Annotated in this window: 16 protein-coding genes; 6 read left to right on the plus strand and 10 right to left on the minus strand. The window is 43.8% G+C overall.

What is annotated here, in order from left to right; all coding sequences use genetic code 11:
• The first annotated feature begins 124 nt into the window (after positions 1-124).
• On the plus strand, positions 125-1231 hold the full coding sequence (locus I3255_RS01475) for an alkene reductase (RefSeq protein ID WP_238036169.1): 1107 nt from the start codon (positions 125-127) through the stop codon (positions 1229-1231).
• Between the two features lie 99 nt (positions 1232-1330).
• Here the strand turns inward: I3255_RS01475 and I3255_RS01480 are convergent, their stop codons facing one another.
• Entirely contained in the window at positions 1331-2347 is a 1017-nt protein-coding gene (locus I3255_RS01480; RefSeq protein WP_238036170.1) for a pirin family protein, read from the minus strand.
• Between the two features lie 116 nt (positions 2348-2463).
• On the minus strand, positions 2464-3747 hold the full coding sequence (locus I3255_RS01485) for an NAD(P)/FAD-dependent oxidoreductase (protein WP_238036171.1): 1284 nt from the start codon (positions 3745-3747) through the stop codon (positions 2464-2466).
• Between the two features lie 437 nt (positions 3748-4184).
• Here I3255_RS01485 and acs point away from each other — a divergent pair, with 437 nt between their 5' ends.
• From acs to pgsA, 3 genes are all read left to right on the plus strand, one after another.
• The gene (gene acs, locus I3255_RS01490) at positions 4185-6146 is read left to right on the plus strand and encodes an acetate--CoA ligase (RefSeq protein ID WP_238036172.1); all 1962 of its coding nucleotides are present in this window, start codon (positions 4185-4187) and stop codon (positions 6144-6146) included.
• A 283-nt stretch (positions 6147-6429) separates the two neighbouring features.
• Entirely contained in the window at positions 6430-7587 is a 1158-nt protein-coding gene (locus tag I3255_RS01495) for an NAD(P)-binding protein (protein WP_238036173.1), read from the plus strand.
• A 629-nt stretch (positions 7588-8216) separates the two neighbouring features.
• The gene (gene pgsA, locus I3255_RS01500) at positions 8217-8897 is read left to right on the plus strand and encodes a CDP-diacylglycerol--glycerol-3-phosphate 3-phosphatidyltransferase (protein WP_201601155.1); all 681 of its coding nucleotides are present in this window, start codon (positions 8217-8219) and stop codon (positions 8895-8897) included.
• A gap of 109 nt (positions 8898-9006) precedes the next feature.
• Here the strand turns inward: pgsA and I3255_RS01505 are convergent, their stop codons facing one another.
• Together I3255_RS01505 and I3255_RS01510 are read right to left on the minus strand one after the other, a co-directional pair.
• Complete coding sequence (locus I3255_RS01505; protein ID WP_238036175.1) at positions 9007-9501, minus strand: pyridoxamine 5'-phosphate oxidase family protein; 495 nt, start codon at positions 9499-9501, stop codon at positions 9007-9009.
• Positions 9502-9845: 344 nt separating this feature from the next.
• Positions 9846-10340 (minus strand): pyridoxamine 5'-phosphate oxidase family protein, encoded by a 495-nt coding sequence (locus I3255_RS01510; RefSeq protein WP_201601151.1) that lies wholly within the window; start codon positions 10338-10340, stop codon positions 9846-9848.
• Between the two features lie 443 nt (positions 10341-10783).
• On the opposite strand from I3255_RS01510, the gene purL reads away from it, so the two are divergent.
• Both purL and I3255_RS01520 read left to right on the plus strand, forming a co-directional pair.
• Entirely contained in the window at positions 10784-14809 is a 4026-nt protein-coding gene (purL, locus tag I3255_RS01515; RefSeq protein WP_238036177.1) for a phosphoribosylformylglycinamidine synthase, read from the plus strand.
• A 365-nt stretch (positions 14810-15174) separates the two neighbouring features.
• Positions 15175-19095 (plus strand): NACHT domain-containing protein, encoded by a 3921-nt coding sequence (locus I3255_RS01520; protein ID WP_238036179.1) that lies wholly within the window; start codon positions 15175-15177, stop codon positions 19093-19095.
• Between the two features lie 193 nt (positions 19096-19288).
• Here the strand turns inward: I3255_RS01520 and tdh are convergent, their stop codons facing one another.
• The 6 genes from tdh to rsfS form a co-directional block, all read right to left on the minus strand.
• The gene (tdh, locus tag I3255_RS01525; RefSeq protein ID WP_193012263.1) at positions 19289-20314 is read right to left on the minus strand and encodes an L-threonine 3-dehydrogenase; all 1026 of its coding nucleotides are present in this window, start codon (positions 20312-20314) and stop codon (positions 19289-19291) included.
• Positions 20315-20377: 63 nt separating this feature from the next.
• On the minus strand, positions 20378-21568 hold the full coding sequence (gene kbl / locus I3255_RS01530) for a glycine C-acetyltransferase (protein ID WP_238036181.1): 1191 nt from the start codon (positions 21566-21568) through the stop codon (positions 20378-20380).
• A gap of 78 nt (positions 21569-21646) precedes the next feature.
• Positions 21647-22393 carry a pyridoxine 5'-phosphate synthase gene (locus I3255_RS01535; RefSeq protein ID WP_238036183.1) on the minus strand — a complete coding sequence of 249 codons (747 nt, stop codon included), beginning with the start codon at positions 22391-22393 and terminating at the stop codon, positions 21647-21649.
• Between the two features lie 63 nt (positions 22394-22456).
• A complete protein-coding gene (locus I3255_RS01540; RefSeq protein WP_238036185.1) occupies positions 22457-23341 on the minus strand; it encodes an N-acetylmuramoyl-L-alanine amidase in 885 nt (294 codons plus the stop codon).
• A 93-nt stretch (positions 23342-23434) separates the two neighbouring features.
• On the minus strand, positions 23435-24172 hold the full coding sequence (locus I3255_RS01545; RefSeq protein WP_238036187.1) for an MOSC domain-containing protein: 738 nt from the start codon (positions 24170-24172) through the stop codon (positions 23435-23437).
• 211 nt (positions 24173-24383) lie between these two features.
• The gene (rsfS, locus tag I3255_RS01550; protein WP_238036189.1) at positions 24384-24797 is read right to left on the minus strand and encodes a ribosome silencing factor; all 414 of its coding nucleotides are present in this window, start codon (positions 24795-24797) and stop codon (positions 24384-24386) included.
• Between the last annotated feature and the right edge of the window lie 129 nt (positions 24798-24926).

The raw sequence follows: 24926 nt of genomic DNA on the forward strand, positions 1-24926 counted from the left end.
AATAAGATCTATCCCCTATAAAGATAGGCGTTAAACGTAGATTTTCTAATAACATTATAAGTATTTCTAAACAGAGTTTGATGGTTTTTACTACCGCTCAATACAATAACGAACAGGATATATCATGGCACACGATAACTTATTTAAACCCGTTAAAATGGGTACCCAAACCCTAAAAAACCGCATCATCATGGCACCGCTAACGCGTCTGCGCTCAGTTGAGCCAGGTGACGTACCAACCGCATTGGCAAGTGAATACTATTCACAGCGCGCAGGGTCTGGTTTGGTCATTACTGAGGCGACACAAATCTCGTTTCAAGCAAAAGGTTACGCTGGTGCGCCTGGTGTGCACACTCAAGATCAGACCACTGCATGGAAAACGATTGTAGACAATGTCCATGCTAAAGGTGGCAAGATCGTCGTACAGTTATGGCATACCGGTCTTGTCTCGCATGAGAGCGTACAGCCTGAACGTCGCGCACCGATTTCAGCATCAGATGTCGATGTTGGTATCCGCACCTCACTACGTGATAGCGACAACCAAGCGATCCGTGTAGATGCCACGCCGCCACGTCCAGCCACGCTTGATGAAATCAAACAAGTCATTGCTGATTTTGCGCAAGCGACCAAAAATGCCAAAGAAGTCGGCTTTGATGGGGTAGAAATCCATGGTGCTCACGGCTATCTGTTACATCAGTTCTGGGTTGAGCAAACCAACCAGCGTGATGATGAGTACGGCGGTAGCCGCGAAAATCGTGCGCGTTTGACCTTAGATGTTATCGATGCGTGTGTGGATGCTTGGGATGCAGACCATGTCGGTATCCGTATCTCACCACTTGGTACATTCAACAATGTAGAAGCAGGCTATAACGAAGACGAAAACATTTGGATGATTGAGCAAATCAATAAACGTGGTCTAATGTATTTGCATCTGTCTGAGCCAGATTGGGCAGGTGGTACGCCTTATAGCGATGAGTTCCGTCAGCGTGTCCGTGATGCATTTGATCAGACCATCATCGCGGCGGGTGGATACGATGCCGATAAAGCAGAAAAAAATATCAAGGCAGGTTATATCGACGCGGTAGCCTTTGGCCGCGATTATATCGCTAACCCTGATTTGGCTGAACGTATTCAAAAAGGCGCACCGCTCAATGAGCAGCATCCAGAGTCTTTCTATGGTGGCAGCTCTGAAGGCTATACTGACTATCCGTTTATGGATCAGGCGCAATAGTTTATTTGTCGGTTTTGCTGACTAAATAGCTAAATTATGCTTCATAAAAGCCCTCTGACTATCAATAGTCAGAGGGCTTTTTTTACGCATTCATTTTGATTAATATCCAAAATTCCCCGTTTGGTAATCACGAAAAGTTTGTCGTAGCTCATCTTGGGTATTCATCACAAAAGGGCCATGTCCTGCGACTGGTTCGCCAATAGGCTCCCCACTTAGCAACAGTAGCTTGGCCAGAGCATGTTCATCGTTATCGGTAGAATAGGTCAGCTCAATAGTATCGGTAGCAGCACCAGATAAAGGTACAGGTTGAGAGTCTATAGATGGTTCAATCGGCGCTGCAAACTGAATCAGATTACCTGCACTGATAGATGTGCCATTGACAAGTACTTGGCCTTCTTGTACGAGGAGTAAGGTGTTGTGTGTGCAGGGTACTTGTAGCGTTGTCGTACCTGCGGTATGCAGCGCGATATCCCACATATTGACTGGTGTAAAGGTCACCGCACTACCTGTGACGCCGTGCCAGTCACCCGCAATAATGGCAACTTGACCGATAACCGTTTGTTTGTCAGTATTTTGAGCAAAAGCATCTTTAGCAACAGCGTCTTGAGAGTCGGCACCGCGATTGTCCATCAATTCTATGATAGGCATCTCACCACGTTTGATAAACTGGTATTTAGGATCAGTCAGCTTGTGCGCGCTAGGCAGATTGACCCACATTTGCACCATACTAAACACACCACCGCGCTGCCCGAAACTTTCTGAATGAAACTCTTCGTGTAGAATGCCGCGACCAGCGGTCATCCATTGTACATCGCCTTCCAAAATATCCCCGCGGCCACCGATCGAATCCGCATGGCTGATCTCACCTGAGTATGCGAGGGTGACGGTCTCAAAACCTTTATGAGGATGCTTGCCAATGCCATGTGGCTGTATCTGATAATCAGGATTTGGTGCAAACGTCGTCGGCTCACCATAATCAAATAATAAAAATGGATCGGTATGACTGTAATTAAAACCTGGTTGGTCATCGACATAATTGATCAATGTTTTCACAAAAAATCCGTCACCGACCCAATGTGGTGCTTTGTCACCATGAATCTGTTTGATTGGGCGCATCGAGTACCTCGCAATTCTATCTAGCATAAATAACAGTAAGTGAATATTATATAGCAATTCTATATTAAAATGAACTTATGTCGTGTTTATTTTATACTATCAAATGCGACTGCTTCTTAAACGACTTCGCCACTGACAAAACCACTGGCCCATGCCCACTGAAAATTATAGCCGCCAAGCCAGCCGGTCACATCAAGCACCTCACCGATGAAGTACAAGCCCTCTTGCAAATTACTCTGCATAGTTTTTGAAGATACCTCATCAGTTTTTATGCCGCCGCGTGTGACCTCAGCGGTACGATAACCTTCAGTACCAGACGGCTTGAGCTGCCAGCCGTTGAGGGTAGCGCCAAGCTCACTCAGTCGCTCATCTTTGATATTGGCAAGCTCGGTATCTTTGATATCGTCCCACAGCTGGGTTTGTAGTGCTGCCAGTAGTTTTTTGGGTAGTGCATTGTCTGTGTTTTCTGCCAATACAGTACGGATCAGTTGGCGTGGGTGTGACTTTTTGCGGGTGAGCAAAATATCGGTGACGTCCACATCGGGCAGTAGGTTAATGCTGATGGTCTCTCCGCTGTGCCAATAGTTCGAGAGCTGTAGCATGGCAGGGCCAGAGAGCCCGCGATGGGTAAACAGTACAGGCAGTTTAAAAGAGATACGCTCGTTACTGGCAATGACTGGCAGGCTGATACCTGCCAAATTACGAATCAGCTCACCCGTCTTATCAGTAAAGGTAAAGGGTACGAGACTGGCATCGGTTGCTATCAGTGTGTGCCCAAACTGTTGCGCTAGCTCATAGCCGATGCCGCTTGCGCCCATCGTTGGAATAGACAGACCGCCAGTTGCCACGACTAGCGACTCACAGCTATAGCGCGTCTGTGAAGATTGACTCTCGCTGGCGACCTCTTTTTTGCCAAGTTTTTTGCTGGTCATTAGCTCAAACCGTTTGGCTTTATCATGGTCGGTCGTCTGTACATGATTGATCTGGGTGTTGAGCTTGACTTGCACACCGACAGCCGTACATTCATCAAGAAGCATAGTGAGGATATCTTGGGCAGAATCATCACAAAATAGCTGGCCGTGTTCACGTTCATGGTAGGGAATCTGATGCGCCTCTACCATGCCGATAAACTCCCAGCTTGGATATCGACTCAGTGCCGACTTACAAAAGTGAGGATTGGCACCGATGAAATGCTCAGGCTCGACGAAGTAATTGGTAAAATTACAACGACCACCACCGGACATCAAAATCTTTTTGCCCGCTTTATTGGCGTGGTCGATGACCAAAACGCGGCGACCACGGCGACCTGCGGTGAGCGCACAATACAATCCTGAAGCGCCAGCGCCGACGATGATGACGTCATAGTGAGTAGAGGGTTGTGCATTGCGGTGATTAGTCATTGCGGTCTCGTAAAACAATAATTTTAAAAAGGTGATAACAAAACCAATCGTATGTGTTAATAATACAGATCGGCGGTGTTGTCTAAAGCAGTATCGGTAGGGTAGCTATTGTCCATATTTCATTTGCGGTTACAAGGATTAAATGTGATATCCGATGAGCTGTGATATGGCATCTGCATATCAAGAGCACTCTTGATTGCAATGTTGCAATAATCCTTACTAGTAATTCTTTAATAACCGCTGCTATCAATCACCAAGTATACAGATGTACAGCGAAATTGTTATGATTGGCTGTTGATGCCTTGCAACCGACACGCTTATTTGTCAAACTATCGCTGAGTGTCACGCATTATGGAAGATGACCCTTATTGCCTACATAGGTAGTCGTTATAGACGATTATCTGTATAGGTCATAATAATTAAAAAGGACCAATACTATGACCCAGAAATCATTTCCAATCTCAGCCGAGTTTATGGCTGCTGCCAATACCACCCCTGAAAAGTATCTCGAAGACTACAACCAATCTATCGAATCAACCGAAGCAAATGATGCGTTTTGGGCGAAGCGTGCTGAGCTGATCGATTGGATAAAAAAACCGACTAAAGTCAGCAATGTCAATTATGACTTAGACAATTTTAATATTAAATGGTTTGAAGATGGTGAGCTGAATATCTCCGTCAACTGTCTAGATCGCCATCTTGAAGACAATCCCTATAAGCCTGCCATTATCTGGGAAGGGGATCATCCTTCACTACACAAGATTATTTCTTTTAAAGAATTACATGAAGCCGTTTGTCGTCTGGGCAACTCGCTACGCAAGCTTGGCGTTGGCAAAGGCGATCGTGTCACGTTATATATGCCAATGATACCAGAAGCTATGGTGTCAATGCTGGCATGTGCGCGTATTGGCGCGGTGCATTCTGTGGTATTTGGTGGGTTTTCTGCCGAGAGTCTAGGCAACCGCTTGATAGACAGCCGCTCAAAAGTCGTTATCACGGCTGATGAAGGTTTACGTGGCGGCAAACATACCCCGCTCAAAGCCAATGTCGATCACGCGCTAGAGATGGATGGGACTGACAGTGTCGAAAAAGTCATCGTCGTTCACCGCACAGGCAATTCTATACCAATGAGTGGTCGCCGCGATGTCTGGTATCACAATCTCGTTGATGGGCAATCAGAGATCTGTGAGCCTGAAGTGATGAACGCCGAAGATCCATTATTCTTGCTATATACCTCTGGTTCAACGGGCAAACCTAAAGGCGTGGTGCATACCACAGGTGGTTATATCACTTATGCGTTGTCTACCTTCCGTGATGTCTTTGATGTCAAAGAAGGTGACGTTTATTGGTGTACAGCAGATGTTGGCTGGATTACCGGTCATACCTACTCAACGTATGCACCGCTCGCTAATGGTACGACGACGGTAATGTTCGAAGGTGTACCAGAGCACCCAACATGGGCACGTATCGGCCATATTATCGACAAGCATGACGTGACTATTTTATATACCGCCCCGACCGCCATTCGAGCGATGATGAAAGAGGGTGATGCCTTTGTACGCGAGTCGGATCGCTCAAGCTTACGCTTGCTTGGTTCGGTCGGTGAGCCGATCAATCCAGAAGCGTGGGACTGGTACTATCATGTCGTTGGTGATGGTAAGTGTCCTATTGTCGATACGTGGTGGCAGACCGAGACAGGCGGTATTTTGATGGCACCTATCCCAGGTACTGTCGATCTTAAGCCGGGCGCCGCGATGACGCCACTATATGGTATTAAACCTGAAGTCGTAAATGCCGAAGGCGCAATCATAGAAGGCGCTGCCGAAGGCAACTTGGTCATCAGTAGTGGTTGGCCTGGGCAAATGCGTACAATCTACAATGACCATCCGCGCTTTTTGAAAACCTATTTTAGCGATTATCCCGGTCATTATTTCACAGGTGATGGGGCGCAGCGTGATGAAGACGGACATTATTGGATCACAGGACGTGTGGATGACGTGCTAAACGTCTCAGGGCATCGCTTGGGCACGGCGGAGATTGAGAGCGCCTTGGTTGCTCATCCGGCTACTGCCGAGGCCGCGATTGTCGGTATGCCGCATGAGATTCGCGGCACTGGTATCTGTGCCTTTATCATTCTAAAATCTGGCGAAGAAAAAACAGACGATCTAAAAGCGGAGCTAAAACGTCATGTGCGTGCTGAGATTGGGCCGATTGCGACCTTAGATGCCATTTATATGGTGGAGGCTTTACCGAAAACTCGCTCAGGAAAAATCATGCGCCGTATCTTGCGTAAGCTGGCAGAAGGTCAGTATGTCGGACTGGGTGACTTATCCACGTTGGCCGATAGCTCAGTGATTAATGATCTGGTCGAACAGGTCAAAGCTGGTCGCGGAGAGTAGGTTGATGAATGGATATGCATTGTTACTGTTAAAGAAGTAATTTAAACCTAACCTTTAACACTTACCTACCATTAGTACCTGCCATCAAAGTAGAATAAAAGCCATGTTATCGTGAATAGCATGGCTTTTTTACGTAGACGATATTGATATTGCGTCGTTTTGACGGTTCAATATCAATGGTTAATTAACATTGCTACCTACTAGTTGCCCGCCATATAACAGATCGTCTTACCATTTATAGATGGTAGCGACTCATAAATACTCTATAAGGTTTACTGTCATTATGACTGATCATACTTTGCTCTCAACGGATGAATCCTCGCCAAAAATCGCTATCATTGGTGGCGGTCTGACAGGACTGCTAACCGCGACACTACTAGAGCGTGCCTCAAATCAGACACACGGACTATCCAATACCCCGCAAATCACTATCTTTGAAAAGTCACGTAGTGTCGGCCGGTTAGCGACGCGCTATCGCACCGACAGTGACACAGGTAAAAACTGGCAATGGGCATTTGGCGCACAGTTCTTTACGGCAAAGACCGCTGGTTTTCAGCAGTTTATTGCTCCTTGGTTAGATACTGGACTGCTACAGCCATGGTGTGCCAACGTGGTCGAGTTAACGCCAGCGAATGATCATGGTCAAGCGCCCGATATCCAAAGTAAAGAGCAATGGGATACCGTGCATGCGCGCTATATCAGCACACCGAAAATGACCAGTTGGGGACGTGAGTTAGCCGCCGGGCTCAAGCACACAAACATAATATTCAAAACGCGTGTGGCTCCGCTTGATGAGCATACCACTCACTCAAATGATAAAAAAACTGAGCTATTTGATGAAACAGGGGAGAGCCTCGGATGGTTTGATTGGGTCGTTTGTACTGCACCAAACGGTCAGGCAGTAGAGCTGATGGCAGACAGTGGGTTTAGTCAGCAAGATAACATCACCCAGCCGCAGATGCAGGCCTGCTATACGTTGATGCTAGGCTGGGACAATGCCAAAGACTTACTTGAGACATTAAATTCTCAAGCAGCAGCGCAGTGGGATGTTGCTTATTTGAATAGTGAGGTACTCGATAGAATATTTATTGAACATCATAAACCTGCTCATGATGAGCTATTACCAAGCATCACCATTCATGCACGCAATGACTGGTCACAAGTCCACGTCGATGATGATTTAGAGACAGTCAAAGCCGCATTATTAATGGCAGCGCAGCAAGCCTTAAACTGGAATAAAGATAGTGCTCCAAGCCAAACAGATTGTCATCGTTGGCGCTATGCGGCTACTATAATAGATACAGATACTAAAGAGCTAGGTATTTTGGTTGATGAAACCAGACAGTGGATTGTCAGTGGCGACTGGTGCGCACGCGGCAATATTGAAAGCTGCTATCAGGTGGCGCAGCAAACCGTTGAAGCGATCTATAAGACGAGATAACAGTACTGTGATGGTCTGTCAGCATCGCTGGTTTACAACTGAAATGTAAAGATACTTTTTATTATATATGAGAGGCTATGGTATCAGCAAAAAGGCAAAAAAAGGCCCACAGAGGAGGTGCTGTGGGCTGAGGAAAACGGGCTGTGCAGATTGGTCACAAGTTCCGTGGTCGTGATTTATTATAGTTATTGGCTTTCTATACACTTATTTATTAGGGCAATAATAACCAATACAATAGGCACATATATTTGCTTACATATTTAAGTGTACAAGTGTTTTGTGACAGTTGCTATCATAACCCGACTGACTGCTATTTGGCCGTTTTGGTTACAGTATATTACGTTATAAAAACACTAAACCGTATGATCAATGCATCAAGCTTTTATTTGGCTAGTAATCTATTTAAGTAGTAAGTAATACGCCATTAAATCAATAGTAACGTCTTAGCGTTTTTTACTATTAATCTCGATAAAAGCACTCAATGTTTTCAAGAAATTATATCGATATGAAAGGAGCTATCTGATATTGATACCTTTGGTGACTCAATCGCTGCAGAGATGGCATGACGGCTTGCCGGAAAAATGCTAAGCTATCTGCCATTATTATGTCTATATTAAACTGGGTTTGCCATGACTGAGAGCACGCATTTGCATACGCAGGAACCGTCAAGTTCGCAAAATACCAAAAGTATTTTTAACTTGCCCAATAATCTTACGATTGCTCGTATCTTGATGATTCCGTTGTTTGTTGCAATTGCTTACTGGCCGCCTGCCATGGGTATAGGCTTGCCTGCAATCTCAGACAATGTCATTGCGCGAGTGGGGATGAGTGAGTTTAGCGATAGCCTATTGCGCCATTTATTATTAACCAGTGTTTTTATCATTGCGGCGATTACCGATTGGCTTGATGGATACTTCGCGCGTAAATTAAATGTCATGTCAGCGTTTGGGCGTTTTTTGGATCCTGTCGCTGACAAATTAATGGTAGCCGTCGCACTGATCGTTCTTGTGCAGTGGCATCCCAATATTATCATGGCAATCGCTGCGATCGTCATCATCTCACGTGAGATCGCTGTATCCGCATTGCGCGAGTGGATGGCAGAGCTGGGTAAGAGCACTAGCGTCGCCGTGTCCTATGTCGGTAAGTTAAAAACGACGTTTCAGATGGTGGCTATTACGGTGCTCTTATTAAATTGGGAGTCGCTTGAGACGATCGGTTATGCGCTGATGGTCGCCGCTGTTATATTGACACTTTGGTCAATGATGATTTATCTCAAAGCCGCTTGGCCGTACCTAAAGCAAAGCGGCTAATAGTGAGACAAACAATTATAACCAGCATAAAAAAACGCCAGTGGCTCATGTGACTGGCGTTTTTTATTTGTCTACTTTTACTGTTCTTACTGTTTTAACGACTGAAGCATTACAGCTCTATCGAAAAATTCTCACCCAAGCTTTTTTCAATGGCAGTATCGGTGACAGCTGCTGCCGCCATTTTGACAGCGCTCGCGATGGCATTACCATTCGCCCAATATTCAGCACCATGTGGAGTAACTTTGATTAGCTGAACGCGTGGGTCCTCTTTGCCTTTTTCAAAATACGCATTGTACATAGGCGACCACAGCTCATTGAGTTTTTCTTCATCTTCGACCAGCTCGGCTGTACCAGTGATAGAGAGATACTTTTTGCCATCTTCACTGACGTAGGCCAAGTTCACTTCTGGGTTCTTTTCAATACTGCTCACGGTTTCGCAAGGGCTGTGACCAATAAACCAAATTTCTTTTGCGCCGATACTGGTTTCAGTAGTATTCATCGGGCAAGAGTGTAGATGGTTTTCATCATTACGAGTGGTCATCATGGTGTATTTGATGTCTTTTACCATTTCTTGGATGGTGTCCATTTGTTGTTGCTTGCTCATCATAGTTATCCTTTACTATTTAAAATTTGGAGTAAAAATTATTATTCGGTGAGTATGACCTGGAGTATTAATAAGGTGGTCAATGATTCCTATTAATAGTTATCAATATAGCGATATCACCCAATAGAACGATACAGCTGGTCTGTAATACCCTGTGAAAGTTTGTAATTATCTGCGTGATTTTATTCAGTAGATGATTTATCAATCAAAAAATACTGTCTAAAAATAGCCTTACCAAAAATAAGGCAAAAAAAACGCCAATAAACCGAGGTATCTTGACGTTTTGGGCGACTCATTAACTATAGGCTTATCTGAGCTAAATCGAGTTATATGTTGCTTTTAAACTATAGCGATACTTCAAATTGCTCGCCGATGTCTTCGGCTGTTTTGCCGTCTTGTAGGGCTGCTGCTGCCATTTTGAACATGTTGATGGTAGAGCTACCACCTAACCAGCACTCAACGCCATGCGGGACTACTTTGATTAGCTGTACGTTTGGATCTTCTTTACCATGCTCAAAAAACGCATTGTAGACTGGTGACCACAGTTCTTCTAATTTGTTTTGGTCTGTTGGTAACTCAGCATTGGCGCTGACAGAAACGTAGTCTTTTTCATCTTTAGAAGCATAAGACAGACCAATTTTTTGATTGTTCTGGATGTCTTTGACCACGTCTGATGTTTTGTCGCCGATAAACCAGATCTCTTTGCCACCGATACTCGCTTCGCTGGTTGTCATTGGCCAAGCATGTACGTCACCTTTACTGTTGACGGTGCTTAACATTGCAAATTTTACATCTTTGATAACGTCTTGGATTTTGTCGATTTGTTCTTGCTTATTCATAGAGGATTTCCTTTTCTTTATAGTGATTAGATGGTTAATTGTTTGTAGTAATCATTTTTATTAAAGGTAGATGTAATTCATCTCTGAAAAAACATCGCCTTAACAACTGGAACTAGAATACCGACTTATACCACTGCATTTATATAGGTGCCCAGTAATGCGATGTGAGTGTTTGTAAGGAGTATGAGGGTTAGGTAAAAATTGTGATATCAGGCATCAAAATAATGAGGCCTAAAATGAAGTCTAAGAAGTATCGAAGTAAAACTGTAGCAGATAATGAGTCAGTTAGACTCGGCATTTAGCACATATGTGATAGTGATAGAAGACAACTTATCGGCAATTTATCTCGGTTTAGACCTGCTTATTATAGGTCTTCTTGTTATAATACCCAGACCATTTACTTAGCATGGCAGAGATGCCTTGATCTTACGGATTATGCCTTTATGATGACCATCGCCGGACAACCGTTTCTTACCGATTTTCAGACGCAGCAACTCATCAGTCAGTTCCAGCAAAAAACCGAGCTAAATGTTAGTCAAATAAGTACTCAGCAAGTCTATGTACTCTCACGTGAATTGAGCGGTGATGAGCATAAAAAAGCGCTAGATTTACTGGCGGTTGATGCATCAACAACGCTAGATGCGCCGCAAGACAATCAAAGACAAGTCATCGTTGCGCCGCGCTTTGGTACCATCTCACCATGGGCAAGTAAAGCGACCGATATCTTTAATAACTGTGAAATTAAGATCAATCGTGTTGAGCGTGTCGTTGTTTATACGTTGACCCTCGATGAAAAAACAGACGGCGACACAGGCGAAAAACTACCCGTAGACGCTGAGCAGTTGTTGTTTGACCGTATGACTCAGAGCTTGGTTTATGATTTGAGCGATGTCAGTAAATTGTTTGACGATCAAGCGCCGGCTTCACTCAATCATATCGATGTCATCGGACAAGGTCAGGCAGCGCTAGAGTCTGCCAATACCGAGTTCGGCTTTGCGTTATCCAGCGAAGATATTGACTATCTAATGAACGCCTATGTCAATGAGTTGAAACGCAATCCAACTGACGTTGAGCTGATGATGTTTGCACAGGCTAACTCAGAGCATTGCCGTCATAAGATATTTAATGCTCAGTGGACCGTTGATGGCGAAGTACAGCCAAAATCATTGTTTCAAATGATCAAAAACACGTACCAGTCTAATCCACAAGGTATTTTATCAGCGTATAAAGACAACGCCGCTGTGATGGCGGGGTCTGATGGCATGCGTTTTTATCCTATCCCAACGGATGCGATGGATGCCAACGCAATCCATCCTTATGGATTCCATCAAGAAGACATCGATATCTTGATGAAAGTTGAGACGCACAATCACCCAACGGCAATTGCTCCGTATTCAGGTGCAGCAACGGGTTCTGGCGGTGAGATACGTGACGAAGGTGCAACAGGTCGCGGCGGTAAGCCAAAAGCGGGTCTAGCAGGTTTTCATGTGTCGCACTTGCATATCCCTGAGCTTAGCGAGAAATGGGAGCAGTCAGGTCAGCTGAGCACGCAAGCCTACGGTACGCCAGATCGTATGGCAACCAGCCTTGAGATTATGACCGAAGCGCCGTTAGGTAGTGCCAATTTTTCAAATGAGTTTGGTCGTCCAAACCTATGCGGTTACTTCCGTAGTTTTCAGCTAGATACCTCTGCGGCAAAAGACGGTAGCGAGATGCGCGGCTACCATAAGCCAATCATGCTGGCAGGGGGTTACGGCAATATCAAACGCAACTTGATTGAAAAAAATACGATTAAAAAAGGTGATTTGCTCATTGTTCTGGGTGGCCCTGCGATGCAAATCGGTCTGGGCGGCGGCGCGGCCTCATCGGTCGATAGTGGCGAGCTTGATGAAGGTTTGGATTTTGCTTCAGTCCAGCGCGATAATGCTGAGATGGAGCGTCGCTGCCAAGAAGTCATCGATCGCTGCTGGGCCCTCGCTGGTGATGATGTAGACGCCAGTAATAACAGTAAAGACGGCAACCCAATTGTCTCACTACATGACGTAGGCGCAGGTGGTCTGTCTAATGCGATGCCAGAATTGGTCAATGACCATGAAATGGGCGCGCATCTGAACTTGCGTAAGATTCCATCATTGGAAGCGGGCATGTCGCCAATGGCAATCTGGTCAAATGAAGCGCAAGAGCGTTATGTGCTCGCGATTCGCCCAGAGAGCAAAGATCAGTTCGATGCCATCTGTGCCCGTGAGCGCTGTCCATATGCCATCTTGGGCGAGGCGACGGATATCCGTCAGCTCATCGTTGATGATGAGCTATTGGACGAGCAACCAGTCGATATGCCAATGCAAGTACTGCTCGGCGGTACACCAAAGATGCAGCGCAGCTTTGAGCGTTCTGATAGCACGTTGCCAGCATTAGAACTTGGTGAAGTTAATTTAGCGGAGTCTATTACCGATGTATTACGTCACCCAACCGTCGCTAGCAAGTCATTCTTGATCAGCATTGGTGACCGCTCTATCACTGGTATGGTTGTGCGTGATCAGTATGTGGGTCGCTATCAAGTGCCTGTATCAGATTGCGCGGTGACGGCTTCAGGCTTAGTGGCGCTAGATGGTCAGCCAATGAGCGGTGAAGCAATGAGTGTCGGCGAGCGTACGCCTGTTGCGCTTATTAATCCTAAAGCCTCGGCACGTCTGGCAGTGGGTGAAGCGATTACTAATATCGCGGGCGCACGTATCGCTCAGTTGTCTGATATCACCATGTCGGCGAACTGGATGGCAGCGTGCGGTGATGATGCAGAAGATGCGGCCCTCTTCGATGCGGTACACGCCGTCGGCGAAGAGCTATGCCCAGCACTCGGTATCGCTATCCCAGTTGGTAAAGACTCGCTATCGATGCGTGCCAACTGGAGTGATGAAGATGCTGATAATCAAAACCAAGATAAATCAGTCGTCTCGCCAATGAGTTTGGTCGTGACGGCGTTTGCCCCTGTCGTTGATGTGGCAAAAACGCTAACCCCTGAGCTAATCAATGGCGACAGCGCGTTTTACCGCATTGACTTGTCTAAAGGTAAACTGCGTCTAGGTGGTTCAATCCTTGCGCAAACGCTCAGCCAATTGGGTAACGACTGCCCAGATTTAGCGCAGCCAAGCGATTTGATCGACTTCTTTAACTTTATCCAAGCGGGTAATGCGCAAGGCGTCATCAGCGCTTATCACGATATCGGTGATGGTGGTTTACTAGCGACCATCGCAGAGATGCAGTTCACTAGCCGTCAAGGTATCAAGCTGTCATTAGATGATGACAACTTACTCGGTCAGCTGTTCAGTGAAGAGCTAGGCGCGGTCATCCAAGTATTGCCAGAAAATGTCGCGGCGCTCATGCAGTTGGCAGAAGAGTTTAACGTCAGCGATATGCTCAGCCTCGTTGGTCAAAGTTCTGAAGAAGACAGCCTATTAATCCAAACGCCTTTGCACATGGGTGACGATACTCTACGCTTTAGCCGTACTGAATTGCAGCAAGCGTGGACGCAGGTCAGCTATCAAATCGCGCGTCGCCGTGATAACCCAGCGTGCGTACAGCAAGAGTATGACTTGATTAGCGACGCGAGCCATAAAGGTCTCATCGCTGCGCCAAACTTCGATCTCAATCAAAAAGTGGAAGCGCCTTATGTAAACAGCCGCGCTGATGCTAATAACAGCCAACCAAGAGTCGCCATCCTGCGCGAGCAAGGCGTCAATGGTCAGACAGAAATGGCAGCAGGCTTTACCCAAGCTGGCTTTGAAGCGGTCGATGTACACATGAGCGACTTGCTCAGTGGCCGTATCAATCTACGTGACTTCGACGGTCTGGTCGCTTGTGGTGGCTTTAGTTATGGTGACGTACTCGGCGCAGGCTCTGGCTGGGCGAACTCTATCTTGTTCCATGACGAGCTACGCATGCAGTTTGTGCGCTTCTTTGCCCGTCCTGATACCTTTAGCTTGGGTGTCTGTAACGGTTGTCAGATGATGGCACAGTTAAAAGACCTCATCCCAGGTGCAGAAAACTTCCCACGCTTCGTCGCGAACAAATCGGCGCGTTTTGAAGCGCGTACGGTCAACGTAAAAGTTGAGCGTACCAAGTCGATCCTGTTCAAAGGGATGCAAGACAGCATCTTGCCAATCGCCGTGGCGCATGGTGAAGGCTATGCCACGCTGAATAATACCGAAATCGACGGTATGGCAAACCACGGTCAGCTCGCCATGCGTTATGTCGATAGCCAAGGTCATCCAACCGAGACCTATCCGCTCAATCCAAACGGCTCGCTCGGCGGGGTCACGGGTCTATGTAGCACCGACGGTCGCGTCACTATCATGATGCCGCATCCTGAGCGTAATCTAAAAGCGTATAACCACAGCTGGAAACCAGAAGAATGGGATGAGGACGGCGCGTGGATGCGTATGTTCCGTAACGCTCGTGCTTGGTTTAGATAGGCTAAGTTGGTTTAAATTATTGTTCTAGACAGCTATTTTTTAAATGAGAAGGTGAGCGTAATGCTCACCTTTTTTGTGTTTGAGATTTGGGTTTTTAAAATAAAGGAGCTATTTCCCGCCTTCCGCTTGTATCTGCCAGTCTGGGCGCGGCGCTGGCTACGGTTTGGGTCGTCGCTTGCTTCGCGTCGCCACCCCAAAACCTAGCCATCGCAACTCGCCTAAACTAGCAGGATACCGCTACAGTCGGGGCTAGCGGTAACATCATGTTCTTGCTACTATCAACTGTAGTTTGAACTCAAAATAAAAAAATTCTTTCTTTCATATGAAAGTATAATATTTTAGTCTAAATTGTGATGATTATAAGAATGTCTAAACAGAAAAACACAGCTGGCGGTAGTGCCACTGAAAGAGGAATGGATTTTCAGGCACGCGTAAGTGCTATCGTACTTACTTGCCTGATTACTGAGAAAACTTTGAGTTGGATTGAAGATAATCCGACTATTATACCTATTAACTGCCAAGCAGAAACTGGCGGTTCTGGAGATGATATTGCCTTCACCAGTTCCAATGGGAAGTTCTTTGAAGTTCAAGTTAAAAGAGGGTTTAGAAAGGGCGATGACTTATGGGATGCTTTAATAAAACTTGCCAAAGCAATTGTTTCAAATGACATTAATTATGGGATTTTAGTCGTCTGCCCTGATTCATCTGGAACGATAAGGAAGGACTTAGCTCAAGATATTATTAGAATGGGCCAAAATAGATTTGACGGAATTAAAGATATATCAATTGAGTTTAAGAGCAAACTGGAAAATGAAGGACTTAATGTTTCGAGAGTCTGTTCTTCACTATATATACAAACCGTAAATGCTATCGAAGGAAATAATGACGCTGAATCTCTAGCAAAGAATATGTTAGGTAGTGTTTCAGATGATGGAGAAAAAGCATGGCAAGTGCTGGTCGAAAACTCTAGAAGAATAATAAAAATCAAAGGAAATTCAACGCTTCAAAGTTGTCACGAGCTTTTAAAAAATAAAGGGATAACTATACAGTCAGGGGAAAAAACGAGTATTCAGCTATTCAATAAAGCACACCAGTATAACAAAAATGCTTACGCTGAGATATCAATTCTTAGTGTACCAAAACCTATTGACTTACAAAGTATATGGATTCCTTTAGAGGCAGCTATTATTAGCGATGAAGAGAATGAAAGTTTAAACTTGGATCTAACTATCGAGAGGTATCAAAGCTGGTATAAAGAAAGGCGTAATAATGACACTATCATTGATTCCTTCACATTTGGAAGATTCATAAAAAAATGTGTTGTCATAGGTGGCGCTGGTATAGGAAAAACTACGTTATTTCGTAAACTAGCCCTAGATTATAGTGACGAAGGATATTTTGTTCTATTCGTTAAGTTGTCAAAACTAACGGACATGCTATCGGATAGTAGCAAGGGTTTCGAAGAATGCTTGATAGATTGTGCGTTCGATAGAAAGATACAACCTGACAATATCAGTTCCTTGCTACAAAATGCAGTGATATTGGCTGATGGTCTAGATGAATGTTTCCAACAGCAATCAGAAATAACTCAATACTTTTCAAAGCTCTCGAAAGACTATCCAGAATCACGGATTTTGATATCAACTCGTCCAATAGGATACAAGCTAGGTTTGATAAGCGATTGGCGACGCTATGAACTTAAACCCATTGATGATAAAGGATTTGAAAGTGCAGTAAAGCAACTAACTTCAGTTATTTCTCCAGAGATAAAGATAGACGAAGCTGTTTTAAAGCAGATAGAAGCCGTCAAAATCAGTCATCTAGTCAAGAGAAACCCGCTAATTTTGAGTCTGGTTGTTATTCTTGTAAAAAGAGGTATAGAGGCAAATACTAATTATGCTTCTTTGTATAGACAGCTATTCTCTTTAATAGAAACAGAAAGTCCAAAGCGAGAGGTTTCGGTAAATTTGCCAAGTAGACAATTACGAGAGTTTTTGTATTTGTTAGGATGGATAATATTAAGAGATGGTTATAAGCCGTTACAAGAGCTGGTTCGGATATGTCATGAAGAGTGGAAAGAAGAGTTGCCACTTCGAAAGTTTGAAGCATACAAAGTGATAGATGATTGTATTGCATACTGGGTAGCGAAAGGAATTATTGAAAAAGTTAATGACTTAACAGATGAAACTGTTTTGTTCATACACAAAACGTTAGGTGAGTATGCTGCTGCCGAACATTTGAAACTTCAAAATATTATTATCCAAGAGCAGTTTATTTTAGAGGCATTTTCAAACCCTCAATATAGTGAAACGCTAACATTCCTTAGTCATTTAGGTTTAAGCTCTAAGATTTTAGCATTATGGAATGATACATATTCTGCTGATAACAAACCCAAAAATATCAATATATATGATTTCATACTGCACGCAGGTATTGATTACAAATCAGATGAAATAGATAGCTTTATAAGTTTGTGTTGGGAAATAACAGAGGATTCTCTTTCTACAAACCGTTATACGAGCGGAGCAATTTTATGTCATATTGCGACACGTACATGGGATAAAATTGAATTTAGTGTTAAAAAAAGACTAGACTCTGTTGATAACTGGGTATCTTTTATAGCATTAAATTGTAATTTAATCGCTACAAAAGAGATAACTTCGAAAGATTTATACACTTGTATTGAAAAATTAGAAGAAATTTTTGAGCCTATTAGAGTAGAAAGGTTTATTAAGAACCGAAATCTTACAAAAATACAGATAAAAAACGATTTAATAAAATTACTAATAGAGAAAACATTACAAAATAATAATGAAGAATTTTTAGAAATTATTGAAACATATATTCAAAAAGAGAACAATGGTCTTAGTGTTGGGCTAATATCAGATATTATAAAGAAATACTCTAAATATGAAAGATCAATGCCTAACTATAGCTTTTTAGAATATAGTATTTTTTCTAAAACGATGAAAAGAGAAGTAGCCCCTATCAATCAGGCTTTTAATAGTGAAGATTTTAAAAAACATGAAAAAACTAAAAATATAAATTTCTTCAACGTTATCATTGGTATTGGGAATAGTATCGATACTATAGTTTTAGATTTTAAAAAAATGATAGAATTGAGTGCTTTGATTAATTTATCTAGCATAATGGAAATGTATGTACAGGATTTTAACGTATTTTATCCTAACGTTGTAGAAAATGATAGCAGGACATTCATTTTTTCATCATTAGCTAGACTTAATAACTTAGACTACGAGGTTGTGCTGAAGCAATCAAATTCAATAGTTAGTAAAATAGGAAAGTTATCAGGTGATGAAAGTTTTATGTATCCAATACATAAGCTACCTCGAGTAGATATTGAGTTCGAAATAGTAAATTCCTTAAATATAGAGTTATTAGTTTGTATTAAAAAACTGATTTTAACTAATGAAAGGTTTTTAATAGCAAATGCTTGTCGCCTATTCCTATCATATCCTGAATCAGAAAGCTTTGAAATATACTTAGGGCTTATAAAAGATGGAGAAGGTCTATCGCTTTTATATATAGGTGCTATGAGCGAACATTATCAGAGTCTGGAAAATATCGATAAGATTCAAAACTTATTTTTAGAGAAATTGTTGAACGATAATTTAGCAAGTGGTTGTGAGTACTTATACCAATATGTTATAGAACCGTATAACGAGAGCCATATTCAAGTAATAATAAAAGGTCTTAACTCAAGAAACCCCATTATTGCAACTGGAGCAACAGAACTACTTGATAAGATACCACTTAATCTTATAAGCTTAGATGAGGTGAAAGAGCTTTACTTGTTATGGAAAGATATAGAAGAGCCATACCCAGTCAAAGGAGGGACTGTTCCACATACTCCAAGAGAAAATTTAGCGAAAATATTGATTAAATATAATTATTATGATGAAATTTTCATACAACAGATGATGTTAGATATTAGACCCGATATTAAAAAACAAGCAATACAACCTTTCATTGATTATTGTAAAGACTCAAGTCAGTTAAGACACTGGCTCATAGGCAAGGTTAAAAGCAAAGAGATAAGTGCAGACTTGCTAAAAAAATGTATTACTGAAGGCAATTTTTTAAAGGATAGTCATCTTGTCTTAGAGCTATTAGATAATGAGAGTGCCGATATTCGAGAAAATGCTTTAGAGATTTTAAACACAAAATATATTACTGAATGTAAAATGAAAGCTCATGCAGAAAGGCTATTAAGTGATGAAATTATAGAAATCAGAGAATATGCTAAAAAAATCTTAGATACATAGCTATTAACTCGTAGAAAACGTGCGTTTTTATCTAACTACCCATTGCTTAAATGCTCTCTAAGCCTCAACAATCAACTCGTCAATATTATCACTTTTTAATACCCAAAAAAAACGGCACTGAAATCAGCGCCGTTTTATAAGTCGTGATAATGTAAAAGCTAGCCACGATTCCTCAAATGCTAAATTGCCAAAATTAATCCCAGCTTAAAATCACCTTACCGCATTGCCCACTTTCCATGATATCAAAGCCTTCTTGAAAGTCATCAATGTGCATGCGATGGGTAATGATTGGTGTCAAATCAATACCGCTAATCAGCATTTGCTCCATCTGATACCATGTCTCCCACATCTCGCGCCCATAGATACCTTTTAGGGTTAACGCCTTAAAGATAATCTTGCTCCAGTCCACCGTGGTGGTGTTAGGCAAAATGCCTAAGAGCGCAATTTTAGAGCCGTTATACATATTGCTAATCATCGAGTCAAAGGCCTGAGGCGAGCCTGACATCTCAAGCCCAATGTCAAAGCCGTGCATTTTTAACGTATCGATAGCGCCTTCGATGGTTTCACCCTTGGCTGGGTTGATGGTCATCGTCGCGCCCATCTTTTTGGCAAGCTCTAAGCGATAATCACTGATATCACTGACCACAATATTACGTGCCCCAGCAAATCGGCAAATCGCCGTTGCCATTGACCCAATCAGTCCTGCACCCGTAATCAGCACATCTTCACCCAGTACAGGGAATGAAAGGGCAGTGTGAGTGGCATTGCCAAAAGGGTCCATAATGGCTGCCATCTCATCGCTGATACGCTCATCGAGTTTGATGACATTGTCGGCAGGTATCACCAAATATTCGGCAAACGCGCCATCGCGGTCGACGCCCACACCGATGGTATTTTCGCACACATGCAGCTTACCGCGGCGGCAGTTGCGGCAATGCCCGCAAGCGATATGGCCTTCGCCTGTGACGCGGTCGCCCACTTCCAGATGCTTGACGCCATCGCCCATTTCACTAATGACACCGACGTATTCATGTCCGATAATCATCGGTGTCTTGATGGTGTTTTGTGACCATTCATCCCATTTATAAATGTGTAAATCTGTCCCACAAATGGCGGTTTTTTTAATTTTTATTTTAACGTCATTGATGCCAACGGTCGGTTCTGGCACGTCTTGCATCCAGATGCCTTTTTTGTCATGGGCTTTAACCAGTGCTTTCATACTTTTCTCTTATTTAACGGTGTTGCATTTTATTGGTGAATCTAGATAAATACTGAACAACGATTAATCAATCACTTTCATTTGTTTGGCGACTTTGATAAAGGCGGCGATACACTGGTCGAGCTGCTCGCGCGTATGGGCGGCAGAGAGCTGGACACGAATGCGAGCCTCGTCTTTAGGTACGACAGGGTAGAAGAAGCCAATCACATAAATACCCTCTTCAAGCAGTGCCTCTGCCATTTGTTGTGAAACATTAGCGTCATAAAGCATCACTGCACAGATTGCCGATTCGGTGGGCTTGATATCGAAGCCGGCATCTTGCATTTGCTTGACAAAATAGGCGGTATTTTCATGCAGTTTGTCTTGTAGGGTATTGTCCTCTGCTAGCATCTCAAACGCTTTTAACCCAGCGGCTGCGATCATGGGTGGAATGGAGTTTGAAAACAGATACGGGCGTGAGCGTTGACGCAGCATCTCGATCATTTCTTTTTTACCTGTGGTAAAGCCGCCAATTGCGCCACCAAATGCCTTGCCCAAAGTTCCCGTGATCAGCTCAATATCACCGCGCAGATCAAACAATTCAGTCACGCCGCCACCCGTGCGACCGACGACGCCTGCTGAATGACACTCATCAATCATGACCATGGCATCATATTTTTGTGCCAACGCATAAATCTCATCCATCGGCGCGACATTACCATCCATTGAAAACACGGCATCGGTGACAATTAAACGAAAACGCTGTGCTTGCGCCGCTTGCAGCTGAGTCTCTAAATCCTGCATATCTGCATTGGCATAGCGATAACGCGCGGCTTTACACAGGCGCACACCATCGATGATTGAGGCATGGTTTAACGAATCAGAAATAATGGCATCTTCGCTGGTCAGCAGTGGCTCAAAGACACCGCCATTGGCATCGAAACAGGCTGCATAAAGAATCGTATCTTCGGTATTAAAAAATTGAGAAATCGCGGCCTCTAATTGCTTATGCAAATCTTGCGTACCACAAATAAAACGTACCGATGACATGCCATAACCTGAGTCTTCAATGGCTTGGGTAGCCGCCTTTTTAATCTCAGGATGGTCAGACAATCCAAGGTAATTATTGGCACAGAAGTTAAGCATCTCACGGCCATCGGCGATCGTGATGAGCGCATCTTGCGGAGAGGTGATAACGCGCTCGTTTTTATACAGCCCTGCGTCGCGGATATCGCTGATTTCTTGTTGTAGATGTTTTTGAAAGGCCTGGTACATAATGGTTCCTTTTTTACTATTATTGGCGTTTGCTTAGGGTTTGTTGATAGGACCAAATTATTTGCTTATTGATGCGAGTTAAGCACAAATCGTCAAATACTGACGCACCACATTATCCATGCCTTGCTCTAGTGATTCAATCGTAAACGCATGACCGATAGACACCTCAGCGATATCACCAAGCGCGAGCAGATCGGCTAAATTTTCTAAATTCAAATCATGACCGGCATTGACGCGAATGCCGTTGTCACTGGCAAGGGTGATACAGTCGCTAAAGCGTTGCTTGACCTCATCAAAGTCAATATTGTCATCGCTCTTACTATTACTGTAAGCGCGCGCCCATTCTTCGGTATACATCTCTATCGTTTGCACATCGCTATCGATGACGGCTTTAATCTGCTCGATATCAGGATCGATAAATACCGCGCAGCGTGTACCAAACTCTTGCAACTCATGACTCAACGCCGACAGCATGTCTTTGTGTTTGATGATATCGAAACCATGATCGGAGGTTAGCTGGTCTTCGCTATCGGGCACAAGCGTACATTGATGCGGTTTGACTTCGCGAATCAAAGATAAAAACTGCTCGTTTGGGTTGCCCTCGATATTGAACTCAATCTCTGGATAGTCTGTCAAAAACTGACTGATATCATAGACATCTTGGTATCTGATATGACGCTCATCAGGTCGTGGATGCACAGTAAAGCCTTTGACACCCAAATCAATCAGCTTCTTCACAAAGTACAGTAGATTGGGATAGTCTGTGCCGCGAGAGTTTCTGATTAAGGCGAGTTTATTTAAATTGACACTAAATAGAGTGCTCATAATATGTCCTTTTTCATTGTTGTTATGGATGGATTATTGGTTATTAATGGCTAATACCTAATTTTAGTAGAAGTCATCCCGACTAGCATACTTCATATTGAGCGCCTGTAATATCGCATAGGTTTCGCTATCCATATTACCGGTTGGCTGCTGCGGTCTGAAATGCAATTGAAACGCATAGATGACATCGCGACTGGGCTTGTCCCATTCGTCGCTATTATTAATTTGATAGCCATATTTGCGAAAGGCTTGCTTGATTTCCTGCACGCTTGGCGCGACCAAGGTACGCCGATTCATAATTTCTTGCTTGTCTGCTTCATTATACCAAGCGCCGATACCATAATCGAAGTACAGTCGCTCCCATGGAAACTTGGCACCAGGGTCGATCTTGCGCGAGGGTGCCATATCTGCATGACCGATGATGTTTTTTGGTGAGATGTCATAGCGGGCGGCGATATCTTGTACCAGCTCCGCAACTTTTTTAATCTGCCATTCATCAAACGCCACATAATGATCATAAGGATGGTAGTCCATATTGCCATTCTTTAGCGCGTCTCGATATTCAGGCTTGATCCCTGCATTGACGATTTCGATACCGATAGAGGTATCATTGAGGATAGTTCGTCCTGAAAAGCCGCCATCGCCTGCATGCCATGCGCGCTCAGACTCTGGTACGAGGTTATAGATTTTATTATCGTCCTTGTCCAAGACCAAATAGTGCGCGCTCACATTGCCCGTGGTCAATGTTTTGATTGAGCGCTCATTGTCTGAGACCGTATAGTGTAGAACGATGGTTTTGATACGCTGGCTTTTGCCAGTCGATTGATAGGTGTCGCTGTCGACGCTGTAGCTTTTGGTTGTTGCCACTGGTGAGGTCGTGGTTACGCAGCCAATCAGAGGCAGAGTTACGCAACACGCAATAGCAAGAGCAGTAATAGATTTGGTCATGAAAGGCTCATATAAAAAGAAAAACAGGACACAGCAACTGGTGTAGACAGTCTATTTTAGCACCATACTATCGTTTGTATTGATGAGCGCGCGTTAGGTACGTTTGATTTTCTTAGCCAACACTTTCTTCCAACTCGCCTCCAAACACTCAATGGCTAGCCACGGCTCAATCACCTCAGCGTCAAACTTTTCTTTTGAATTGGACAATTGCCAGAGTTTCTCTAACGTGGCAAATGGATAGGGACGTTCGACTAAGTAGACCGGCAAGTCAGCGTTAATCATGCCATCACGCACCACTTTAAAGTACCAGCCTGAAATACCTTGCTTGCTGACCCACGCCGCAATATTCGGCACTTTGGTAAACTGACCAATTTGATCGTTGATTTTGTAGCACGGGCGGCGCGGTTGGACGATACGCAGTTGCACGCTATCTTCACCGTTTATATTATCGTCGCCATACTGATAAACGTCGCCAATACAGACGGTAGACTCATCCATCTCAGGCAAGCCATTAACGGTTTCAGTGGTAAGGTTTTCACCGAGCGTGCCGACACGTACTTTTAGGTCAAACTCGGTATTGATTTTTTCATAAGTGGCCGTTGGCAGTTGATGTAAGGCTTTGAGTGGGCCGCCATGATGTTTGCGGTCGGCTTGCTCGTCGGTGGTCAGTCCCATAAAGTTGACGGCGACGGGTGCTGTAATGGGCGCTTTATCGATGGCGCTCATTTCTTCACGAGTGAACGGCATGGCTTTGCCTGCGCGGACACATACTAAGTTTGCCACATGCAAGGGTAGGTTAATCTCAGAATGTGAGCGGTGAGTAGCAGACATGGGCAATCCTTAATGATACGTGAGAGCAGGACAAAATTTGCTTAGCAATAGTGATAGGGATGATAACAATCTATCCGACAATTATCCATTCTAATGGCTGTTTATCATGACAGATAGGTCTAAATATCGGCACAAAAAAAGACCAGAATAACGATTCTGGTCTTTTTGATCTCATGCTTTTAGTATGACAAGATTATTGTACTCAATAATCTTATTTGTTCTTGTTGCGACGACCAGCGGTTTTCTTTTCACGCGGTGTGGCGACCAGCTCAGCCAACTGATCCGGTGATGACCATAGGCCTTCTAAGTCATAGAACTCACGCGCTTGCGGGGTCATGATATGAACGACAACCGCGCCCAAATCAATTAGTGTCCAATCAGAGTCGATACCGCCTTCGCGGCCAAGTGGCATAAAGCCGGCTTGTTTGGCTTCAGCGCCGACGCTGTCCGCCATCGCGCGTACATGACGCTTTGAGGTACCATCAGCGATGACGATACGCTCGGTGACGTCAGTTAAGTCTTCTACATTCATTACAGTAATGTTCTTTGCTTTCATATCATCTAGCGCGCTTTGTACAAGGTTCAAGCACACGGTTAAGCGTTCTTCGGTCATGGTGTTGGTCATAAATTTTAATCTCTTCAATCGTAACTATTAAAAATAAAGGGGCAAAACGTCAATTTGTCTGATTCGACTGATCATATGTCGTCAGTCATGTATAGAGATAGGATAGGCAAAATGACATAGATAAGGCGA

Origin of the sequence: Psychrobacter sp. Ps6 (genome assembly GCF_022129235.1) — a bacterium.
In the GTDB taxonomy this organism is placed as follows: domain Bacteria; phylum Pseudomonadota; class Gammaproteobacteria; order Pseudomonadales; family Moraxellaceae; genus Psychrobacter.